Annotated in this window: 18 protein-coding genes; 7 read left to right on the top strand and 11 right to left on the bottom strand. The window is 68.9% G+C overall.

The features are described from left to right. The first annotated feature begins 13 nt into the window (after positions 1–13). Both KCG34_RS18685 and argE read left to right on the top strand, forming a co-directional pair. The gene (locus tag KCG34_RS18685; RefSeq protein WP_211937125.1) at positions 14–1,333 is read left to right on the top strand and encodes a bifunctional folylpolyglutamate synthase/dihydrofolate synthase; all 1,320 of its coding nucleotides are present in this window, start codon (positions 14–16) and stop codon (positions 1,331–1,333) included. Positions 1,334–1,379: 46 nt separating this feature from the next. Continuing rightward, a complete protein-coding gene (gene argE, locus KCG34_RS18680) occupies positions 1,380–2,555 on the top strand; it encodes an acetylornithine deacetylase (protein WP_211937124.1) in 1,176 nt (391 codons plus the stop codon). Positions 2,556–2,558: 3 nt separating this feature from the next. Here argE and KCG34_RS18675 read toward each other — a convergent pair whose 3' ends face one another. Further along, entirely contained in the window at positions 2,559–3,323 is a 765-nt protein-coding gene (locus KCG34_RS18675; protein ID WP_211937123.1) for a pseudouridine synthase, read from the bottom strand. A gap of 121 nt (positions 3,324–3,444) precedes the next feature. Here KCG34_RS18675 and KCG34_RS18670 point away from each other — a divergent pair, with 121 nt between their 5' ends. Beyond that, a complete protein-coding gene (locus tag KCG34_RS18670; protein WP_211937122.1) occupies positions 3,445–5,541 on the top strand; it encodes a TonB-dependent receptor plug domain-containing protein in 2,097 nt (698 codons plus the stop codon). A gap of 12 nt (positions 5,542–5,553) precedes the next feature. Then, complete coding sequence (locus KCG34_RS18665) at positions 5,554–5,979, top strand: DUF4345 domain-containing protein (protein ID WP_211937121.1); 426 nt, start codon at positions 5,554–5,556, stop codon at positions 5,977–5,979. Between the two features lie 146 nt (positions 5,980–6,125). Here the strand turns inward: KCG34_RS18665 and KCG34_RS18660 are convergent, their stop codons facing one another. From KCG34_RS18660 to KCG34_RS18645, 4 genes are read right to left on the bottom strand one after another with little or no spacing between them, the layout of a single operon-like run. Continuing rightward, entirely contained in the window at positions 6,126–6,893 is a 768-nt protein-coding gene (locus KCG34_RS18660; RefSeq protein WP_211937120.1) for an anti-sigma factor family protein, read from the bottom strand. Beyond that, positions 6,890–7,453 carry a sigma-70 family RNA polymerase sigma factor gene (locus tag KCG34_RS18655; RefSeq protein ID WP_211937119.1) on the bottom strand — a complete coding sequence of 188 codons (564 nt, stop codon included), beginning with the start codon at positions 7,451–7,453 and terminating at the stop codon, positions 6,890–6,892. Before KCG34_RS18655 ends, KCG34_RS18660 begins: the two co-directional genes overlap by 4 nt. Positions 7,454–7,495: 42 nt before the next feature. Continuing rightward, entirely contained in the window at positions 7,496–7,888 is a 393-nt protein-coding gene (locus tag KCG34_RS18650) for a c-type cytochrome (RefSeq protein ID WP_211937118.1), read from the bottom strand. A gap of 12 nt (positions 7,889–7,900) precedes the next feature. Next, positions 7,901–8,854: a metallophosphoesterase family protein gene (locus KCG34_RS18645; protein ID WP_211937117.1), complete on the bottom strand. Its 954-nt coding sequence runs from the start codon at positions 8,852–8,854 to the stop codon at positions 7,901–7,903. A gap of 131 nt (positions 8,855–8,985) precedes the next feature. Between KCG34_RS18645 and KCG34_RS18640 the strand changes: the two genes are divergently transcribed. Further along, complete coding sequence (locus tag KCG34_RS18640) at positions 8,986–10,812, top strand: DUF885 domain-containing protein (protein WP_211937116.1); 1,827 nt, start codon at positions 8,986–8,988, stop codon at positions 10,810–10,812. A 3-nt stretch (positions 10,813–10,815) separates the two neighbouring features. Here KCG34_RS18640 and KCG34_RS18635 read toward each other — a convergent pair whose 3' ends face one another. The 3 genes from KCG34_RS18635 to KCG34_RS18625 all read right to left on the bottom strand — a co-directional run bounded on the left by KCG34_RS18635 (position 10,816) and on the right by KCG34_RS18625 (position 13,661). Then, a complete protein-coding gene (locus tag KCG34_RS18635) occupies positions 10,816–11,559 on the bottom strand; it encodes a DUF4908 domain-containing protein (RefSeq protein ID WP_211937115.1) in 744 nt (247 codons plus the stop codon). Positions 11,560–11,722: 163 nt separating this feature from the next. Further along, the gene (gene phbB / locus KCG34_RS18630; protein ID WP_211937114.1) at positions 11,723–12,448 is read right to left on the bottom strand and encodes an acetoacetyl-CoA reductase; all 726 of its coding nucleotides are present in this window, start codon (positions 12,446–12,448) and stop codon (positions 11,723–11,725) included. A gap of 37 nt (positions 12,449–12,485) precedes the next feature. Further along, entirely contained in the window at positions 12,486–13,661 is a 1,176-nt protein-coding gene (locus KCG34_RS18625; RefSeq protein ID WP_211937113.1) for an acetyl-CoA C-acetyltransferase, read from the bottom strand. A 217-nt stretch (positions 13,662–13,878) separates the two neighbouring features. Between KCG34_RS18625 and phaR the strand changes: the two genes are divergently transcribed. Then, the gene (phaR, locus tag KCG34_RS18620) at positions 13,879–14,490 is read left to right on the top strand and encodes a polyhydroxyalkanoate synthesis repressor PhaR (RefSeq protein WP_211937112.1); all 612 of its coding nucleotides are present in this window, start codon (positions 13,879–13,881) and stop codon (positions 14,488–14,490) included. A gap of 54 nt (positions 14,491–14,544) precedes the next feature. Next, the gene (locus KCG34_RS18615; protein WP_367576008.1) at positions 14,545–14,889 is read left to right on the top strand and encodes a hypothetical protein; all 345 of its coding nucleotides are present in this window, start codon (positions 14,545–14,547) and stop codon (positions 14,887–14,889) included. A gap of 1 nt (position 14,890) precedes the next feature. On the opposite strand, the gene KCG34_RS18610 is transcribed toward KCG34_RS18615, so the two are convergent. The 3 genes from KCG34_RS18610 to KCG34_RS18600 all read right to left on the bottom strand — a co-directional run bounded on the left by KCG34_RS18610 (position 14,891) and on the right by KCG34_RS18600 (position 16,054). Beyond that, a complete protein-coding gene (locus KCG34_RS18610; RefSeq protein ID WP_211937111.1) occupies positions 14,891–15,103 on the bottom strand; it encodes a hypothetical protein in 213 nt (70 codons plus the stop codon). Next, positions 15,103–15,576: a hypothetical protein gene (locus KCG34_RS18605; RefSeq protein ID WP_211937110.1), complete on the bottom strand. Its 474-nt coding sequence runs from the start codon at positions 15,574–15,576 to the stop codon at positions 15,103–15,105. The genes KCG34_RS18610 and KCG34_RS18605 overlap by 1 nt, the downstream gene beginning before the upstream one ends. A gap of 79 nt (positions 15,577–15,655) precedes the next feature. Continuing rightward, positions 15,656–16,054 carry a DUF1801 domain-containing protein gene (locus tag KCG34_RS18600; protein ID WP_211937109.1) on the bottom strand — a complete coding sequence of 133 codons (399 nt, stop codon included), beginning with the start codon at positions 16,052–16,054 and terminating at the stop codon, positions 15,656–15,658. Between the last annotated feature and the right edge of the window lie 54 nt (positions 16,055–16,108).

Below are 16,108 nucleotides of genomic sequence, written 5' to 3'. Positions count from 1 at the left end.
CATCATCTAAGCCATGTATGACCCCTTGCGCGCCCAGGACGTGCTGGTCGAGCGCCTTCGCGCCCTGCACCCCTCGCTGATCGACCTGACCACCGGCCGCATCCTGCGCCTGCTGGACGCTCTCGGGCGGCCGCAGGACAAGCTGCCGCCGGTGATCCACGTGGCCGGCACCAACGGCAAGGGCTCGACCACCGCCTTCCTGCGCGCCATGGCCGAGGCGGCCGGGTTGAAGGTCCACGTCCTGACCTCGCCGCACCTGGTCCGCTTTGTCGAGCGCATCCGCGTCGCCGGGACCCTGCTGACCGAAGCCCAGCTGGAAAATCTGATCGAACAGGCCGAAACCGCCAACGCCGGCGAGCCGATCAGCTTCTTCGAAATGACCACGGCCATTGCGCTGAAGGCCTTCGCCGATACGCCCGCCGACCTCTGCATCATCGAGGTAGGTCTGGGCGGGCGCTTCGACGCCACCAATGTGTTCGACAGCCCGGCGGTGACCGTGATCACCCCGGTCGACTACGACCACCTGGAGCTGCTGGGCCCAGAGCTCGGCAAGATCGCCTGGGAGAAGGCCGGCATCCTGCGCGCCGGCCGCCCCTGCGTCTGCGCCCGGCAGATGGAGGAGGCTCTCGGCGTGATCGAGGCCGAATCCGAGCTGGTCGGCGCGCCGATCACCCTGATGGGCCGCGACTTCGACGCTTTCGAAGACCAGGGCCGCCTTCGGGTGCAGCTGGAGGATCGCCTGCTCGACCTGCCCCCGCCCAGCCTGTTCGGCCAGCACCAGTTCGACAACGCCGGCCTGGCGGTGGCGGCGATCGTCAAGCTCGGCGATCCGCGCATCACCGACGAAGCCATAGCCAAGGGTGTCGCCTCTGCCGTCTGGCCGGCTCGCTTCCAGCGCCTGATCAAGGGGCCGCTCGGCGAGAGGGCCCAGGCGCGCGGCGCCGACCTCTGGATCGACGGCGGCCACAACCCGCACGCCGGCCGCGCCCTGGCCGACGCCGTCCGCCGGCTCTCCGCCAAGGACGGCCGCCCGGTGACTCTGATCGTAGGCATGTTCGCCCGCAAGGACGCCCGCGGCTTCTTCGAGCCCTTCGCCTCGCTGAAGCCGGCCGTGTTCGTGACGACCTTCGACTCGCCCAACGCCGCCAGCCGCGAAGAGCTGGCCGAGGCCGCCGCCCAGGTCGGGTTGGAGCCGCACGTGGCCGCCGACATCCCTGCCGCCCTGGACCGCGCCCTGCGCGTCGACGGGCCGGCCCCGCACGTCATCCTGTGCGGCGGGCTGCATTTCGCCGGTGAAGCCTTGGCCATGAGCGAAGAGACCTGGCCTAGCTGAGATCCCGCCCCTTGGGCTGGGGCGCGCACAAGGCTAGGGTCGCCCCATGCTGAGCACCGAAGACCTCGCCGCCCGAGCGACCAAAGAACTGGCCCGCCTGGTTGCGTTCGACACCACCTCGCGCAATTCGAACCTGGAACTGATCGCCTATGTCGAGGCCGAGCTGGCCAAGCTCGGGATCGAGTCCCGCCGCGTGGTCAGTCCCGACGGGACCAAGGCCAACCTTCTGGCCAGCATCGGCCCGGCTGTGGAAGGCGGTGTGGTGCTGTCAGGCCATACCGACGTGGTGCCGGTGGACGGCCAGCCCTGGACCAGCGATCCCTGGACCCTGACGCGCAAGGGCCAGCGGCTCTACGGCCGCGGAACCTGCGACATGAAGGGGTTTCTGGCCCTGGCCCTGGCGGCTGCGCCACAGTTCAAGGCCGCCGCCCTGAAGCGGCCGGCGCATCTGGCCTTCTCCTATGACGAGGAGGTGGGCTGCCTGGGCGCGCCGCACCTGATCGCGGAGATCGTCAGGAGCCTGCCGCGGCCAGGCCTGGTGATCGTCGGCGAACCCACCGACATGGAGGCGGTCAGCGCGCACAAGGGCATCGCCAGCTTCCGCGTCACCGTGAACGGCCACGAGGCCCATTCCAGCCAGACCCACCTTGGCGCCTCGGCCAACATGGCGGCGATCCGGCTGATGGGGTCGCTGTCGGCCCTGGCCGAGCGCCTGGCGAGGGACGCCGACCCGGCCTCGCCGTTCACGCCCAAGGGCGCGTCCCTGACCATCGGCCTGATCAACGGCGGCACGGCGGTCAATATCCTGGCCCGCGAGTGTGTCTTCTATTTCGACCTGCGCACCCCGTCCGGCATGGACCCCCTGGCCCTGCTGGCCGATTTCCGGGCCGAGGTCGAGGCCATGGACGCCGAACTCAAGGCCCGCTTCCCGGACGCGGGCGCCAGGATCGAGACCCGAGCCATGACCCCCGCCCTGGCGATGGAAGAAGGCGGCGCCGCAGAGGCCTTCGCCCGGCGCCTGGCCGGCGACAACGGCCCGCCGCGCGCCGTGCCCTACGCCGCCGAGGCCGGCCAGTTCCAGCAGGCCGGCTTTTCCAGCGTGATCTGCGGCCCCGGTTCGATCGACCAGGCGCACCAGCCGGACGAATATGTCGAGATCGCCCAGATGGAGCGCGGCGCCGCCTTCATGGCCCGGCTGGTCGAGGCGCTGTCGAGCGACTGATCCTTACCGCCAGGCCAGCATGGCGGCGCGCTCTTCGGGCGTCAGGGCCCGCCAGCGGCCTTCCTTCAGGTCGCCCAGGCGCAGGGGGCCGATGCGGACGCGGAACAGGTCGACGACCTTCAGCTCGACGAGGTCGCACATGCGCCGGATCTGGCGGTTGCGGCCTTCCTTGAGCACGAAGGTCAGGGCCTGGTCTCCAGTCCGCGTCACCTTGGCCGGGCGGAGCTGACGGCCGTCCAGCGACAGGCCGTGGCGCAGGCGCTCCAGCTTGCGCTCGGTAATCTCGCCCGCCACCCGCACCCGGTATTCCTTGTCCAGGGTCGAGGTCGGGCCGATCACCGCCTTGGCCAGCACCCCGTCCTCGGAGAGGATCAGAAGCCCGCGGGAGTCCATGTCCAGCCGGCCGAGCGGCGCGAGGCTGGTGTCGCGGCCCGGGATGCTCGGGCTCTCGCCCACCAGGGTCGCGCGGGTCAGGAGGCGGACGGCGGGAACCTGGCCGGGCTCCGGCTGGGCCGAGACCACCCCCACCGGCTTGTGCAGCACCGCGGTCAGGGTCGAGCCCAACTCGCCCGTGGCCTCATCGGCCAGCACCAGGGTCTGGCCGGCCGTGATCTTGCGCCCGGGGTCGCTGACCGTCTCGCCGTCGATGCTCACGAGCCCCCGGGCGATCAGGGCCTCGGCCTCGCGGCGGGAGCAGACCCCGCTCTGGGCCAGCCACTTGTTGATCCGTTGCGGTTCGGCGTCGTCGTAGCGGCGGGTCCAGGCCATGGCCTCGCTCTAGCACCCAGCCAAGTTCGCCGCAAAATGGCCTTGTTGCATGTCCGAAATTTAACTGGCCCTGGGGCCCCGACCGCGCAGACAAAGAGGCCGAAGCGGGGAGACGACGGGCATGGATTGGCGCAGCGGCGCGGCGGCGAGCATATTGGCGGTGGTGGTCGCCCCGGCGCCGGCGCTGGCGACGACGGCGGCCGCCCCGATCATCACCGACGCCGAGGCCAAGACCCCTAGCCGGGGCGTGACCAGCTACAATGCTGACTTCTTCGCCGCCGCGCGGCCGGCCACCGCCTATGACATGATCCTGCGCCTGCCGGGCTTCACCTTCGATGGCGGGGCGCAGGTGCGCGGCTTCGCCGACGGGGCGGGCAATGTGCTGATCGACGGCGAGCGGCCGACCAGCAAACAGGACGACCTGGAACAGGCGCTGAAGCGCATCCCCGCCACCCAGGTGGACCATATCGACATCATCCGCGGCGGCGCACCGGGCATCGACATGCAGGGCCGCACCCTGGTGGCCAACATCGTGCGCAAGACCGGCTCCGGCGCGGCGGTCGGCGCCGTGACCTTGCAGGACAAGGTTCTGGTCGAGGGCAGCGGCGCGTTGCCGGCGATCCGGATCGAGTGGAGCAAGCGGCTCGACGACCACAGCCTGGAGATCGGCCTGTTCTCGGGCCGCTTCGTCGACGACGGCCTGGGCTCGGGGCCGCACAGCCTGAGGGATGGCGCCGGAAACCTGCTGGACGCCTACCATCTTTCGGCCAAGGGGCGAGACCAGCAGTCCAGCCTGACCGTGGCCTATCAGGGCCCGCTGGCGGGCGGCAAGTTCAAGATCAACGGCCAGGTCAGCCTGGAGACCTATCTCGACCACGAGGTCGACGCCGCCTACTTCCCCGGCCCGTCGGCGGACGACACCTATAAGGACGCCAACGACACGCTGAAGAGCGAACTGGGGCTGCATTACGAGCGTAATTTCGGCCCCAAGCTGACCTGGGAGGCCCTGGCCATCCAGCAGCTTTCACGCTCGCACGAGCACGCCTTCTACAACGCCTTCGACGGGCAGCCGGGCCACGACGACGAGGTGTATTCGATCTCCAATGTCACCGCCGAAAGCATCGCCCGCAGCACCCTGCGCTATCGGCCGACGCCGACCCTGACCATCGAAGGCGCCCTGGAGGCTGCCTACAACACCCTGGGATCCGAGACATCCTACGTGGTCAACCTGTCGCCGGTGCAACTGCCGGCGGCCAACGAACACGTCTCGGAAAAGCGCGGCGACGAGGCGCTGTCGGCCACCTGGAGCCCGAACGCGCACTACACGCTGGAGACCGGGATAAGGCTCGAAGAGTCCACCGTCGCAGCCACCGGCGGGGTGACCGCCAGCAAGACCCTGTTCTACGCCAAGCCCAGGGCCGTGTTCACCTGGTCGCCGGATCCCAAGGACCAGATCCGCATCCGCGGCGAACGCGAGGTCGGCCAGTTGGACTTCGCCGCCTTCTCCGCCTCCGGCTCGCTGAACGCCGGCGGGGTGCATGCCGGCAATCCCCAGGCCTTGCCGCAGCAGTCCTGGGTGTCGGAAATCGCCCTCGAGCGGCGCTTCTGGGGCGGCGGAGACGCCACCGTCACCCTGCGCCATCTGGATATCAAGGCCGCGGTCGACCGGATCGTCGGCCTCGATCCGAATAGCGGCGAGCAGTTCGACGAAGGCGGCAACCTGCCGAGGGGACGCGAGAACGACCTGATCGTCGATGTGACCGTGCCGCTCGACCGCCTGGCCATCAAACATGGGCAGTTCAAGGCCACCGCCACCTGGCGCGACGCGGAGGTCACCGACCCCACCACCCACCTGGTCCGCGCCCAGACCCAGGTTCATCCCTTGGAAGCCGAGGCGCATTTCACCCAGGACATACCGTCCTGGCGCGCCAGTTGGGGCCTGGATTTCCTCTATGGCTGGAAGGAAACCTACTACCGGTTCGACGAGGTCGACCTGCTGCACTATGCCCCGCGCCTGACCGCTTTCATCGAATACAAGCCCACCGACCGTCTCAGCATGCGCGCCGAGGCCGGCAACCTGTTCTCTGGCGGCTTTGTCCGCACCTTCGCCCTCTATGCGACCGACCGGGCGCTGACCCCCACGCCCTACGAATTCGACTATCGCCGCATGCAGTTCGGACCGATCCTGAGCCTGAAGGTGCGCAGGGCCTTCGGATAGGGAAGATCGGCCATGGCCGGCGTGCGGATTCTGAGCGGCCTTCTGATGGCGTTGGGGGTCGCAGCGGTGGCGATCGGGCTGTCGATCGTCCTCCTGGGCCCGACCCCAACGGCCCATTCGGCCGAAACCCTGTTCGGTTTAATCAGCCGCGCGCCGCCCCTGCTCACCGAGCCCTTCACCCCGACCGCCGACAGCGAGCTGCGCTTCTACGCGCCCTTCTGGGTGGTCTATGGCGGATTCGCCGTCATGACCGCCCGCGACCTGCGCCGCGAGCGCCACCGCGTGCCTCTGTTGGCCGCCGTGTTCTTCGCCGGTGGGGTGGGCCGGGCGATCGCCTGGTGGCGGGTCGGGCCGCCGCACCCGGTCTTCCTCAGCCTGATGATCATAGAGCTGGCCCTGCCGCCGGTGCTGATGCTGCTGTGGCTGCGGCGGCGTTAGGATTTCAGCCGCCGCTGCGTGGTTCGAGACGCGACCCTGGCGGGTCGCTCCTCACCATGACCAGGCTTAGCAATCCCCCATCTTCGTCATGGTGAGGGCTCGCGAAAGCGAGCGTCTCGAACCACGCAAACAGGGGCCTGCCGCCCTCAGCCGCCGCTGGCCTTCAGATCCGTCTCGAACAGCGCCAAGTCGGCCGGATTGACGTCGGAAACCGCAGCGAAGGCCATGCCGTGGGCGCGCCAGCGGCGTACGGCATAGCCGTCGGCTTCGGTTGAACGCTCCAGGCCCCCGGCCGAAGCGTCCGGCCAGACGAACAGGTTGATCAGGTGGCGACCGCGCCGATAGACGACCGCCGCCGCGGGCCGGCCGGCCACATAGTCCAGCCGCCCGCCGACCAGTGGGAAGCCCTGGTCCTTCAGGTCGATCACCGGCGGAGAGAAGGTCAGCCGGCCGTCGAACCACGGCTTGACCACATGGTGGTCCGAGGTTTCCACGTCCACTAGGTGCGAGGCCTGCAGCGAGCGCACATGGCCGCCGACCAGGTCGGCGGTCAGGGCCACGTCCTCTTGGAAGGCGCCCACCACGGCGAACAGGCCAATCGAGGCGGCAGCCGCCACACCAGCGCCGGCGCCCAGCCAGGCCCAATGGCGAGGGCGGCGAGTCATCCGCGGCATAGCCTCGGCCGGCGCAGCCGCCGCGAGGCTCTCGGCGATGCGCCGCTTCAGCCGGTCCGGCGCGGCGACCCGCATGCCGTCCGTGGCCAGGGCGTCGCGCAGGGCCAGGATCTCGGCGTGCAGGGCGGCGCAGTCGGGGCAGGCTCCGATGCGGCGTTCGATCTCGGCGGCGTGGACCGCGTCAAGCTCGCCGTCCGCCAGGGCCTGGATCATCAGGGGATCGTGGCCGCAGTCGCTCATGCCGCGCCCTCCTTCTGCCCCTGCAGCCGCCGCCAGGCCTCGGCCAGCTGGCCGCGGGCCCGCGCCAGGCGCGACATCACCGAGCCGATCGGGGCGTCGGTGACCTCGGCGATCTCGCGATAGCTCAGCTCCTCCATCTCGCGCAGCACCAAGACCTCGCGCAGGCGGGGCGGCAGGCAATCCAGCGCCGCATGCACCCCGGCCGCCTCGCCCTTGCGGATCAGCGCCTGTTCGGGGCTCTCCTGGTCGGGGTCGGCCATGTCGAACTCCAGCTCCTCCTCGCCCTCGGCGCCGCCGTGCAGCGGCACGACCCGCGCCCTAGCCCGCAGCCAGTCATAGGCCTTGCGCCGCACGATGGTCAGGATCCAGGCCCGCGCGTCGCCGCCGCGATAGGCCGCAAACCCCGCCAGCGCGCTGACGAAGGCGTCGTGCGTCACGTCCTCCGCCGCCTCGGCCTGCCGCGTCAGGCGCAGGGCGAGGTTGTAGGCTGCGTCGGTGTGCGGCAGGGCGAGGGCCGAAAAGCGCGCGGTCTCGTCCTTTGTGGGCGGCCTCGGGTTCAACTTTGTCCTTGGGCGGGCGGCGTCGGCTAAGGGAGGCCCATGCTAACGCTGCTCGCTGAGATAGGCGATGATGTCGGCGCGGGACTGAGGGTCCTTCACCGAAAAGAACATGCGGGCGCCGGGGACCAGCCCTTGCGGATTGGTCAGCCAGCGATCGAGATTGGCCTTGGTCCAGGTGAGGCCCGAGGCTTTCAGCGCCGGCGAATAGTTGTAGCCGGGCACGATCGCCGCGTGCCGGCCCACCACGCCGCGGTGCTTGGGGCCGACGTCGTTCTCGTCCAGCGAATGGCAGCCGGAACAGGCCTGGTAGAGCGTCTTGCCGTGAACCGGATCGCCGTGCAGGGCGGCGAACGCGTCGCTGGCCTCGGCTGCGCCGGCCAGGGCGAGCACGGCGAAGCCCGTCGCCAGGGGCGGGAGAAGGCGGAAAGCAAACATGGAACGGACCTTCTAGGCGAGCGACTGATCGACGATGGCCAGGGGGCCCGAACCCGGCTGCACCCGCACCTCGGTCAGGCCGATGACGCCGTGAAGCTGTTCAGGGGGCACCACCAGAGGGCCGGGTCCCGCGCCTTCGCCGGGGGCGGGCTGGGGATAGGCGGTCGAGCGGGCGGTGTGGAAGGTGACCTTGCCCTCGACCTTCTGCTGCACCTGGTGGATGTGGCCGTTCAGCACCGTGACCGAGCCGAACCGGGACAGGGTGTTGAGCGCCTCAGCGGAGTCGGCCGTGCCCCAGCCCCAGTCGGGAAAAAGCGCCCACATCGGGAAATGCGAGAAGACCACGATCGGGGTCGAAGCCGAGAGCCCCGACACGTCGTCCTTCAGCCAGGCGAGCTGATCGGCGCCGAGGGTCCCCATGCCGCGGTCGCCCAGGGTGACCACATTGACCAGTGCGATGAAGTGCGCGCCGCCGGCGTCGAAACTGTACCAGCCGTTCCCCTTGGACTGGGGCGCGAATTTATCGCGATAGGGACCGGGATCGGTCCCGCCGACAATGTCGTGCTCGCCGGGGACGAAATGGATCGGCAGGCCGATTTCGGAAATGGCCTGATAGGCGGTGTCGAATTGGTCCGGCGTCGCCAGGTGGGTGATGTCGCCGGTGTGCAGCACGAAATCGGGCCGCACCGGCAGGGCTTTGATCTTGGAGATAGTCTCGCGCAGGGTGGCCATGGGGTCGGGATTGGCCGGCTTCCTGAAGCCTATGTGGCTGTCGCTGATCTGCACGAAGGAAAGGCCGGCGGCCGGCGCCGCAACGGCCGGGCCAGCGCCCAGAAGGCTGGAGGCGGCGACCCCCCCGCTGAAGGACCAGACCATGCCGGTCCCGGCCCAGGCCATGCACTTCAGGAGGCCGCGGCGGGCAAGGCCCTGCCCTTCGGCTTCGGGATTGAGGGACGGGTCGGACATGGCGCCTCGCGGGTCTGGGAAGGGTTCTCCCTTCTCCAGACGGGCGGGGCGCGATTTTATTCCCCCGCTTGCCGAAATTTCCATCCCGGCCTACCCCTTGGCCCTGTTTCGAGCGTAGCCAGGGTCTTTCCATGTTGAATCGCCGCGATTTCCTGCTTTCCACCGGGGCCGCGGGCCTGGCGCTGGGCGTGGGCTTGGAGCCCGGCCAGGGTTGGGCCGCCAGCCCCCTGAGCGTCCTGTTCGACGGCTACGCGGAAGAACTGCTGCAGGAGAGCCCGCAAGGCGCCACAGCCCTCGGCCTCGACAAGGGCCCGCATGCGGCGCTGAAGAGCAAATTGGACGATGCCAGCTGGGCGGCAGTGGAAGCGGCCAACGCCCGCAGCGCGGCGCGCCTGAAGGAGCTGAAGGCGATCGACCGGGCGTCCCTGAAGGGCGCGGACGCCACCAACTATGACGCCGTGGTCTACGCCAACGAGCTGGGCGCGGCGGCGGCCAAGTTCCAGTACGGCGACAACACCCTGATCACCGCCATGGGCGAGGCGGCAACGCCCTATGTGGTCAGCCAGCAGACCGGCGCCTTCAGCGGCGTGCCGGAATTCCTCAATTCGCAGCACAAGATCGACGAGGCAGCCGACGCCGACGCCTATCTGACCCGGGTCGAGGCCATGGCCGCGCAGCTGGACCAGCAGACCGAGCGGGTGAAGAAGGACGCGGGCCTGGGCGTGATCCCGCCGGACTTCATCCTGGCCACGACCCTGACCCAGATGAAGGGTTATCGCGCCACGCCCGCGGCCGAGACGGGCCTGGTCGCCTCGCTGGCCAAGCGCGCGGCGGCCAAGGGGCTCTCGGCCGATTACGCCACACGCTGCGCCAAGCTTGTCGAGGACAAGGTGTTCCCGGCGCTGGACCGGCAGATCGCAGCCCTGGACGCCAATGCGGCCAAGGCCGGCCATGACGCCGGCGTCTGGCGGCTGCCCGATGGCGAAGCCTACTACGCCTGGTGCCTCAAGGTGGGCACCTCGACGCCCCTCACCCCCCACGAGGTTCACCTGATGGGGATCGAGCAGAACAAGGCGATCGAGGCCCGGATGGACGCCCTGCTCCGCGCCCAGGGCCTGAACCAGGGCACGGTGGGCCAGCGGATGGCCGCGCTCGGCAAGGACCCCAAGAACCTCTACCCGAATACCGACGATGGGCGCGCCCAGCTTCTGGACTATCTCAGCGGCCGCATCGCCGCCGTACGGCCGCTGATGCCGAAGCTGTCCAGGATGCACCTGAGGGCCGACGTGGTGGTCAAGCGGGTGCCGGTGGATATCGAGCTGGGCCAGGGCCTGGGCTACATGAACCCCGGCGCGCTCGACGGCTCGCGGCCCTCGACCTACTACATAAACCTGCATGACACGGCCAACTGGCCGCGCTTCTCGCTGCCATCCCTGACCTATCACGAGACGATTCCCGGCCACGTCTGGCAGGGGGCCTTCGTCACCGAGCGGCACACCCTGCCGCTGATCAACACCATGCTGGGCTTCAACGCCTATGTGGAGGGCTGGGCGCTCTATGCCGAGCAACTGGCCGACGAGGTCGGTCTGTACGACGACGATCCGCTGGGCCGGCTGGGCTATCTGCAGGGGCAGAAGTTCCGCGCCTGCCGCCTGGTGGTCGACACCGGGCTGCACGCCGAGCGCTGGACCCGCGAACAGGCGGTGGAGTGGATGGTGGGCGCCACCGGTCGCTCAAAGGCCGCCATCACCAGCGAGGTCGACCGCTACTGTTCCGGCCCCGGCCAGGCCTGCGGCTACAAGGTCGGCCACACCGAGATCGTGCGCCTGCGCGAGAAGGCCAAGAAGGCCATGGGCGCTCGCTTCGACCTGCGCGACTTCAACGACGTGGTGGTCACCGCCGGCACGGTGCCGCTGACCGTGCTGGCCCGGGTGATCGACGACTACATCGCCGGGTGAGCCCTATTTGACGATGATGTGGAAGATCCGCTCCGACGAGGGGCGGCCTTCGACCCCCGCCTCCGGGGTGTAGAACACCGTCAAGGCCCCGCCGGAATTGATCTGGGCGTCGGGCTTGCGGCCCTTGGCCAGCAGCACCTTGACCACGCGGGTCAGGGTGACGTGGCCGTTGGCCAGGCGCGAGACGCGAGTGATGGCCTCGGCGGTGACGGTGGCCGAATCGGCGATCAGGCTGGCGGTCTCGGGCGTGGCGTCGTCGACGGAGATGAACGGGATCACCCGCTGGGCCGCGTGGCTGGAGCGAACGCTGGCTTGGTACATGTGCTGGAACAGCACGCTGGCCGACATGATCGAAGGCAGGCGCAGGGAGCCGGCCTCGCCGTCATAGGCCACCGCCGAGCCGTCCGGATTGTCCAGGGTGAACAGGGTCATGCCGCCGAGCTTGGTCGCCCTCAGCACCGGCTGGCCCATGTCGTTGCGATAGATGGTGTCGCCCCGCGGACCTGGCTGGGCGCGCAGCACCCAGACCTCCGGACTGCCCTCGAAACGCAGCAGGGTGGGGGTGCCGGACTGGTCGAGCACGAAGCCCTCGCCGCGTTCCGGCTGGTAGCGGCCCACCGGCGGCGCGTCCGGGTGCTGCTGCGGTTGGCCGTGGCCGCCGAAGAGCATGCTGTGCAGATTGACCCCGCCGGCCGCCGCTGGATCGGCGCAGAAGAGCAGGCCAAGCATCAGCCAAGCATAGGCCACGAGCCGCGCGCCCGAAGAACGACGTTCGGCGACGCTGCACGCCGTCCGAGCCCTGTCCGCGCGACAGCCGCGACCGCGCCGCGCGGACGCCTGCTTCGGCGGTGGCAGGACTAGACTATGCATTCCTTGCGAATGCACTCGGACTAGGGCGCTTTTTAGACGCTCAACCGGCCATATACTGGCCGCCGTTGACCGTGAGGGTGGCCCCGGTGATGAAGGAGGCGTCCTCGCGGGCCAGGAAGGCGACGCAGGCCGCGATCTCCTCGGCCTTGCCCAGCCGCCCGACCGGAATGCCGCCGACGATTCTGTCCAGCACTTGCTGGGGAATGGTCGACATCATTTCGGTGTCGATATAGCCGGGCGCCACGGTGTTGACCGTGATGCCCTTGGAGGCCGTCTCCTGGGCCAGGGCCTTGGAGAAACCGATCACTCCGGCCTTGGCGGCGGAATAGTTGGTCTGGCCCATCTGGCCCTTCTGGCCGTTGATCGAAGAGACATTGATGATGCGGCCGTAGCCGCGCTCGCGCATGCCCTCGATCACCTGGCGGCTCATGTTGAAGATCGAGGCCAGGTTGACGAAGATCACCTCGTTCCACTGCTCGAAGGTCATCTTGTGCAACATGGCGTCGCGGGTGATGCCGGCGTTGTTGACCAGCACGTCGATGGGTCCGAGTTCGGCCTCGACCTCGGCCACCGCCCGCTTGCAGTCGGCGAAGTCGCCGACATTGCCCTTGACGATCATCACGCCCAACTCGTCGCTACAGCCCTTGGCGGCCTCCTCGTTGCCGGCGTAGCCGGCCGCGACCTTGAAGCCGTCGTTCTTCAGCCGCTCGACGATCGCCCGTCCGATGCCGCGGGTCCCACCCGTGACCATAGCAACTCTGCTCATGCTGCCGTCTCCTCGCCCAAGCCTCGCCGTTTCTAGTTCAGTCTCGCTCGACGCAGAGCGCCACGCCCATGCCGCCCCCGACGCACAAGGTCGCCAGGCCCTTCTTGGCGTCGCGCTTGCCCATCTCGTGCAGCAGGGTGGTCAGGATCCGCGCACCCGAGGCGCCGATCGGATGGCCGATGGCGATGGCGCCGCCGTTGACGTTGACCTTGTCGGGATCCAGGCCCAGCTCGCGCACCACGCTCAGCGACTGGGCGGCGAAGGCCTCGTTGGATTCGATCAGATCCAGGTCGCCGATCGACCAGCCGGCCTTTGCCAGGGCCTTGCGGCTGGCGGGGATCGGGCCGGTGCCCATGATCTCCGGCTCGACCCCGGCATGGGCCCAGGACGCGATGCGGGCCAAGGGCTTGAGCCCCCGTTTCTTGGCCTCGTCCTCGCTCATCAGCACCAGGGCTGCGGCTCCGTCATTGAGGCCCGAGGCGTTGGCGGCGGTGACTGAGCCGTCCTTGGTGAAGGCCGGGCGCAGGCCCGAGACGCTGTCGTAGGTCGCGCCGTGGCGGATATATTCGTCCTGGTCGACCACGGTGTCACCCTTGCGGCCCTTGATGGTGACGGGGGCGATCTCGTCCTTGAAGCGGCCGGCCTTCTGGGCGGCCTCGGCCTTGTTCTGCGAGGCGACCGCGAACTTGTCCTGGTCTTCGCGGGTGATCTGCCAGCGGGCGGCTATGTTCTCGGCGGTCTGGCCCATGTGATAGCCGTGGAAGGCGTCCCACAAGCCATCCTTGATCATGGTGTCGACGAAGCCGAGGTCGCCCATCTTCTGGCCGTTCCTCAGGTTCGCGGCGTGGGGCGACTGGCTCATGCTCTCCTGGCCGCCGGCGACGACGATCTTGGCGTCGCCTTCCAGAATCTGCTGGGCGCCCAGGGCCACGGCGCGCAGGCCCGAGCCGCAGAGCTGGTTCAGGCTCCAGGCCGGGCTCTCCACCGGCACGCCAGCCTTGATCGAGGCTTGGCGAGCGGGGCCCTGGCCGGCGCCGGCCTGCAGCACCTGGCCCATCACCACCTCGTCCACCTCCTTGGCGTCGACCCCGGCGCGCTCGACCGCGGCCCTGATGGCGATCGCGCCCAACTCATGGGCGGGCAGGCTCGAGAGGGCGCCGTTGAAAGAACCGACCGGCGTGCGGGCGGCGGAGACGATGACGACTTTGCTCATGAACCTTGCTCCACAAGTGTGCGCCCAAACGATACCGGCCGTGCGGCCGCGGGCGCGGCTCTCCTAACCATTGCCCCAACCGGGCGGGTTCGTCACGCGATCATGCCGATTTCGAGTGTCAAATCGACGACTGGCGCTTGTCTGCTGCATCCGCGATACTGCAGCGCGGAAAACAACGATTCCATTGCCCTTGAGTGGCGCCGCCCTGAGGAACCCGATGGCAGAAGCCGACCAAACCGGTGAGCGCGTGGTCATCAAGAAGTACGCCAACCGGCGGCTCTACAACACCCGCTCCAGCGCCTATGTGACGCTCGAGCACCTGGCCGAGATGGTCAAGGAGGGCGTCGATTTCGTCGTCTACGACGCCAAGACCAACGAGGACATCACCAGGTCCGTCCTGACCCAGATCATCTTCGACGAAGAGAGCCGGGGACAGAACCTGCTGCCCATCCAGTTCCTGCGCCAGCTGATCCGCTTCTATGGCGACAGCATGCAGGCGTTTGTGCCGAGCTTCCTGGAGTTGTCCCTGGACAACTTCACCCGCCAGCAGGAGCGGATGCGCGGGCAGATGGGCGCGGCCGGGCTTTCGGTTCCGCCAGGCATGGGCTTCATGGAGGAGCAGGTCCGTCAGAACATGGCCATGTTCGACCGGGCAATGAAGATGTTCACCCCATTCGCCTTCGGCCGCCCGGACGAGCCCGCCGCTGCGGCCCCGGCGGCGGAGCCGGCCGCCGAAACGCCCCCGCCGGCCGACACCGGCCTGGACGACCTGAAGAAGCGCATCGAGGAAATGCAGCAGCAGATCGCCAAGCTGGCGGCGAAGGAATAGGCCCGCGGAACCGGCCACGGCTTCTTAACCGGCGCAATCTAGGCTGGCCGCGCGATGACCGACCCGATCCGCCCCTTGAGACCCGTCTCCGGCGTCAGCCGGGTGGTGCGCGTGGGCGGCGTCTCGGGCGCCGAAGCGCAGGAGACGCATGAGGCCGAACCGGCCCAGCCCAACCTGCCGGCCATCGCCACCACGCCCGTCCGCGAGGAGCCGGAACCGCCCAAGGTCAGCGAAGCGGCCTACGCCGCCCAGATGATGGGCCAGGGCGGCCACAAGCGCGGCCTGCGCGGCGGCAAGGAGACCCTGGACCGGGCCCGGGCTACCTATCTGGGCACGGAATATTCGGGCGCCGCCGACCGCCGCCTGGCCACCGGCAAGATCACCAAGACCGAAGTCTAGATCAGCGGGTGGTCCCGCCGGTGTGGATGCCGGCCAGGTTGACCAGATGCACCAGCATCAAGAGCAGCACCGCCGCCGACAGCACCATCAGGAACCGGTGCGGTATCATGCGCGGCCCCTTGATCAGGTTGGGCGGCCGCGCCCCGCGCCAGCCGAAGAAGAGCGTCGCGGCCAGGGCGGCGGCGGCGACGATCGCGGTGACCTTGAAGTCCATCAGGCCGGCGGCTGCGGCGGGGCGGTGATCACCTCGACATTGTCGTTGAGCAGATAGGCAATGTCGCGCAGGGCCAGGTCTTCCTCATGACCGGTCTTGGCCGCCTTCACCGCTTCGAGCTTGGCCGGCAGGTCCTGGGCGATGCCGTGCAGGATGCACTTGAGGTCGTCGGCCGCGCCGCGCGAGACCAGTAGCTTGTGGCCGTTCTCGTCGAGGGCCGAAAGCTCGCCGATACGGGCGCTGAAGGCCTCAAAGCCGCTAAGCGGCACGGGGCCCGCGGCCTGGCCGATGCCGGCGCGCCAGGTTTCGACCTGGGACTTCAGCCCGGCCGCCCTCAGCACGATGTCGTGGAACAGCGGCTCGCCAGCCACCGAGGCCGGCGCCGCGGCGTCGGCCAGGATCAGCCGCGCCTGCTGGGCGTCGCCAGCGGAGGCGAACATTAAAAAGGCGGCGACGGCGACATCGCAGGACATGGACGGCCTCGTGAGCGCGAACGTGGTTTCCCCGGTGTTAACCCGATCCGGTAAACGGGGTGCTACCGCCCGATGCTCGCTACTTCTTACCCTTCGACCGGTTCAGGGCCACGGCCGCCCGCACCAGCGCCTTCAGCGCCTCGCCGTTGACCGGCTCGCCCTCGTGGAGGTCGATGGCGCGCCGGACGTTGCCGTCCAGGCTGGAGTTGAACAGGCCTGCCGGGTCGTCCAGCGCCGCACCCTTGGCGAAGGTCAGCTTGACGGCGGCCTTGTAGGTCTCGCCAGTGCAGATCATGCCGTCGCGTTCCCAGACCGGCACCCCGCGCCATTTCCAGGTCTCGACCACCTCGGGCTCGGCTTCCTTGATCAGGGCCCGGACGCGGGCGAGGGTCTCGCCGCGCCAGTCGCCCAGCTCGGCGATGCGAGCGTCGATCAGGCGCGACGGGGACTCAGCCTCGGATGCTGCAGCCTTGCTCATGGTGTTCGAGGCTCCTGCGCCCGTCGTTTTCGATCCTGGGGCGAACGGGAGAGA

The organism is Phenylobacterium montanum (assembly GCF_018135625.1).
GTDB lineage: Bacteria > Pseudomonadota > Alphaproteobacteria > Caulobacterales > Caulobacteraceae > Poindextera > Poindextera montana.
This window is presented reverse-complemented; position numbering and strand designations above follow the sequence as displayed.